Genomic DNA, 4294 nt, shown 5'->3' with positions numbered 1-4294 from the left:
CTCGAGGATGGCGGCGATCTCGTCCGCCTCCTGCGCGCGCAGGACGTCCCGCGCACGCCCGGAGATGCGGTGCAGCTCGGTGCGGACGTCGAGCAGCAGCATCCGCGCCTCGACGACCTCCCCCGAGGGCCGGTCGACCAGCTGCGCCACGGCGAGGTGGTCCAGCAGCTGGATGTCCCGCAGCCCGCCGTGGCCGGACTTGAGGTCCGGCTCGATCCGGTGCGCCACGTCGCCGACCTTGGCCCACCGGTCCCGCGCGCCGTCGGCGATCTCGTCGAACCGGTTGCGCATGCCCGCGCGCCACGCCTGCCGCACGGCCTGCGCGACCTTCTCCGACAGCGCCGGGTCGCCCGCGATGTGCCGCAGCTCCAGCAGCCCGTACGCGGCGCGCAGGTCCGTGGCCGCGACCTGCACGGCCTGGCCCGGGGTGCGCACCGAGTGGTCGAGCCCGATGCCTGCGTCCCACAGCGGGTACCAGAGCTGCTCGGCGAGCCGGTCGACGTCCTTGCGACCGTCGTGCAGCAGCACGAGGTCGAGGTCCGAGTACGGGCAGAGCTCGCGTCTGCCCAGTGCCCCGACGGCGACGAGCGCCGCCCGGTCCGACACCCCGATCGCGGCGCACCGCGACGAGAGCCAGAAGTCGTGCAGGTCGACCAGCGCCGTCCGCAGTGCGTCCGGTGCGAGCCGCCGTCTGCCGCCGTGCTGGTCCAGCAGCACGGCCTTCGCCCTGACCAGGTCCTCGGCGGATCCCGAGGTCGGTCCCGATCCCACTGCCGTCACCGCTCCGCCTTCACCTCGACGGGCCCCCGACGTCGTCGGCGAACGGCCCGCCCCCTCCGTGGATGCGTCACAGCGCGTCCGGGCCCCGCTCCCCGGTCCGGACCCGCACGACGGTCTCCAACGGGACGACCCACACCTTGCCGTCCCCGATCTTGCCGGTCCGGGAGGCCTGCACGACGGTCTCGATCGTCTTGTCGACGACGGCGTCGTCGACGACGATCTCGATCCGCACCTTGGGCACGAAGTCCATCTGGTAGTCCGCACCGCGGTAGACCTCGGTGTGGCCGCGCTGGCGGCCGTAGCCGGTCACCTCGCTGACCGTCATCCCGGCCACGTCGAGGCGTTCCAGTCCGGCACGGACGTCGTCCAGCGCGAACGGCTTCACGATCGCCGTCACGAGCATCATGGCGTTTCTCCGATCGGTGGTGGGCGCGTCGCCGTCACCCGACGCGGGGGCGCGGGAGATCGGACGAACGGGAGGAAACCGACACAGCCCGTGAGACACCGGAGGCCCGCCGTACCGACGAACGGCACGGCGGGCCCCACGGGTGCTCCGGAGCGGGACGCTAGATGGCGTCCGTCCCGCGCTCACCGGTCCGGACCCGCACGACGGTGTCGACCGGGGAGACCCAGACCTTGCCGTCGCCGATCTTGCCGGTGCGGGCGGCCTCGACGACCGCGTCGACCACCTTGTCCGCGAGGGTGTCGTCCGCGACGACCTCCACCCGGACCTTCGGCACGAAGTCCACCGAGTACTCCGCACCGCGGTAGACCTCGGTGTGGCCCTTCTGGCGGCCGTAGCCCTGGACCTCGGAGACGGTCATCCCGAGGACCCCGATCTGCTCCAGGGCGCCCTTGACGTCCTCCAGCACGAACGGCTTGACGATCGCAGTGATCAGCTTCATGCGGGTCAGCCTTCCTTACCGGCGACGACCGACTGTGCACCCGCGGTGGCGGCGTCGGGACGCGGCGTCCCGGCGACCCCCGCCAGACCACGGTGGCTGGAGAAGTCGTAGCTGGTCTCGGCGTGCTCCGACTCGTCGATGCCGGTGGCCTCGTCCTCGTCGCTCAGGCGGATCTTGCCACCGAAGATGGCCTTCACGATGAGCGCGATGACGAAGGTCAGGATGCCCGAGTACAGGAGCACCGCGACCGCACCGACGACCTGGCGCCAGAGCTGGTCCACACCGCCGCCGTAGAACAGGCCCGCGACCGCGGCCGGGGAGCCCGGGTCGGCCAGGAAGCCGACCAGGATGGTGCCGACCAGACCGCCGACGAGGTGGACGCCGACGACGTCGAGCGAGTCGTCGTAGCCGAAGCGGAACTTCAGGCCCACGGCCAGGGCGCAGAGCACACCGGCGATGGCGCCCAGCAGGATCGCGCCCATCGGCGAGACCGAGGAGCAGGACGGGGTGATCGCGACCAGACCCGCGACGATGCCGGAGGCGGCGCCGAGGCTGGTGGCCTTGCCGTCGCGGATCCGCTCGGTGACGAGCCAGCCGAGCATCGCGGCGCAGGTGGCGACGATCGTGTTGACCATCGTGAACGCGGCGGTGCCGTTCGCACCCAGGGCCGAACCGGCGTTGAAGCCGAACCAGCCGAACCACAGGATGCCCGCACCCAGCATGACCAGGGTCAGGTTGTGCGGCCGCATGGGCTCACGCGGCCAGCCCTTGCGCTTGCCGACCACGATGGCCAGCGCGAGCGCGGCGATACCGGCGTTGATGTGGACCGCGGTACCACCGGCGAAGTCGATCGCCGCCAGCTGGTTGGCGATCCAGCCGCCCGTGACGCCCGCGTCCTCGTTGTCGAACGCGAACACCCAGTGCGCGACCGGGAAGTAGACGATGGTCGCCCAGAGGCCCGCGAAGAGCATCCACGCGCCGAACTTCATGCGGTCCGCCACCGCGCCCGAGATCAGGGCGACGGTGATGATCGCGAACGTGGCCTGGAAGCCCACGAACGCCAGTGCCGGGATGGACCCGGACAGCACGTAGGACGACTCGGCGACATCGGCCGAGTAGGAGCCCACGAACAGACCCTTCAGGCCCCAGGCCTCGAAGGGGTTCCCGAGCAGTCCGCCGCCGACGTCGTTCCCGAAGGCGATGGAGTAGCCGTAGAGCACCCAGAGGACGCCGACGAGACCCATCGAGGACAGGCTCATCATCATCATGTTCAGGACACTCTTGCTACGGACCATGCCGCCGTAGAAGAACGCCAGTCCGGGCGTCATGAACAGCACCAACGCAGTGCTCGCGAGCATCCACGCGGTATCGCCGCTGTCAAAGCCTTCCACGGAACTCCCTCCCGTTCGTCACCGCACCGTCGGCGCGGCGGGTGCGCAGAGAATCCAAGTGGGATGTTTCCGGGAAGATCGCCCTATGTTTCCGGCCGGTGAACCCCCCTCCTCGGAGAGTTACAACCAGGTTTCCTATCCCGAACGCAACGATTTGTGAGCGCTGCGTGACCAGAACTGTGACCGTTTCGTGCTGTGCGGTCAGCCGAGCAGGGCGTCGACGAAGGCGCCGGGCTCGAAGGGAGCCAGATCGTCCGGGCCCTCGCCCAGCCCGACGAGCTTGACGGGAACGCCGAGCTCACGCTGCACGCGGAACACGATGCCGCCCTTCGCGGTGCCGTCGAGCTTGGTCAGAGCGATGCCGGTCACCTTCACGACCTCGCCGAACACGCGGGCCTGGACCAGGCCGTTCTGTCCGGTGGTCGCGTCGAGGACGAGGATCACCTCGTCCACCTCGGCCTGCTTCTCGACGACGCGCTTGACCTTGCCCAGCTCGTCCATCAGGCCGGTCTTGGTGTGCAGCCTGCCCGCGGTGTCGAGGAGGACCGCGTCGGCGCCGTCGGCGGTGCCGCGCTTCACGGCGTCGAACGCGACGGCGGCGGGGTCGGAGCCCTCGGGCCCGCGGACGACGGCGGCGCCCGCCCGCTCGCCCCAGGTCGTCAGCTGCTCGGCGGCGGCGGCGCGGAAGGTGTCCGCCGCGCCCAGGACGACGTGTCGCCCGCCCGCGACCAGCACCCGGGCCAGCTTCCCCGTGGTCGTGGTCTTGCCCGTGCCGTTGACCCCGACGATCAACAGCACGCCGGGGCGGCCGTCGTGCGGCAGGGCGCGGATGGAGCGGTTCAGGTCCGTGCCGAGCGCGCCGACCAGGACCTCGCGGAGCAGCGCCTTCGCCTCGGCGGGGGTGCGGACGGCGCGGCGGGCCAGCTCGGTGCGCAGCACCTCGACGATCTCGGCGGTCGTCTCCGGCCCGATGTCCGCCTGGAGCAGGGTGGCCTCGACGTCCTCCCACGACTCCTCGTCCAGCTCCCCGCCGCCCAGCAGGCCGAGCAGGCTCTGGCCGAACGCGGAACGGGAGCGGGCGAGGTTGCCCCGGAGCCGCTCGAGGCGGCCCTCGGCGGGAGCGATGTCGTCGGTGGGCGCGGCCTGGGGGGTGGCGGTGGGCGCGGCCTCGGGGGTGGCGACGACGGGCGCGGCCTCCCCGTCGACATGCACCCGGTG

The 4294-nt window shown here is 71.3% G+C and carries 5 protein-coding genes; all 5 read right to left on the bottom strand.

Annotated elements, in window-relative coordinates; translation table 11 throughout:
* On the bottom strand, nucleotides 1–780 hold a 780-nt coding region (locus H5J29_RS22740), incomplete at its 3' end, for a [protein-PII] uridylyltransferase family protein (protein WP_446686489.1).
* A gap of 67 nt (nucleotides 781–847) precedes the next feature.
* On the bottom strand, nucleotides 848–1186 hold the full coding sequence (locus tag H5J29_RS22735; protein WP_181783072.1) for a P-II family nitrogen regulator: 339 nt from the start codon (nucleotides 1184–1186) through the stop codon (nucleotides 848–850).
* A gap of 160 nt (nucleotides 1187–1346) precedes the next feature.
* Entirely contained in the window at nucleotides 1347–1685 is a 339-nt protein-coding gene (locus H5J29_RS22730; protein WP_181783071.1) for a P-II family nitrogen regulator, read from the bottom strand.
* Between the two features lie 5 nt (nucleotides 1686–1690).
* Nucleotides 1691–3043, bottom strand: coding sequence for an ammonium transporter (locus H5J29_RS22725; protein ID WP_181783070.1), 1353 nt, complete (start codon nucleotides 3041–3043; stop codon nucleotides 1691–1693).
* Nucleotides 3044–3277: 234 nt separating this feature from the next.
* Nucleotides 3278–4294: signal recognition particle-docking protein FtsY (gene ftsY, locus H5J29_RS22720; protein WP_181783069.1), on the bottom strand; the 1017-nt coding region annotated here is incomplete at its 5' end.

Origin of the sequence: Pseudonocardia pini (genome assembly GCF_013870575.1) — a bacterium.
Taxonomy (GTDB): domain Bacteria; phylum Actinomycetota; class Actinomycetes; order Mycobacteriales; family Pseudonocardiaceae; genus Pseudonocardia; species Pseudonocardia pini.
This window is presented reverse-complemented; position numbering and strand designations above follow the sequence as displayed.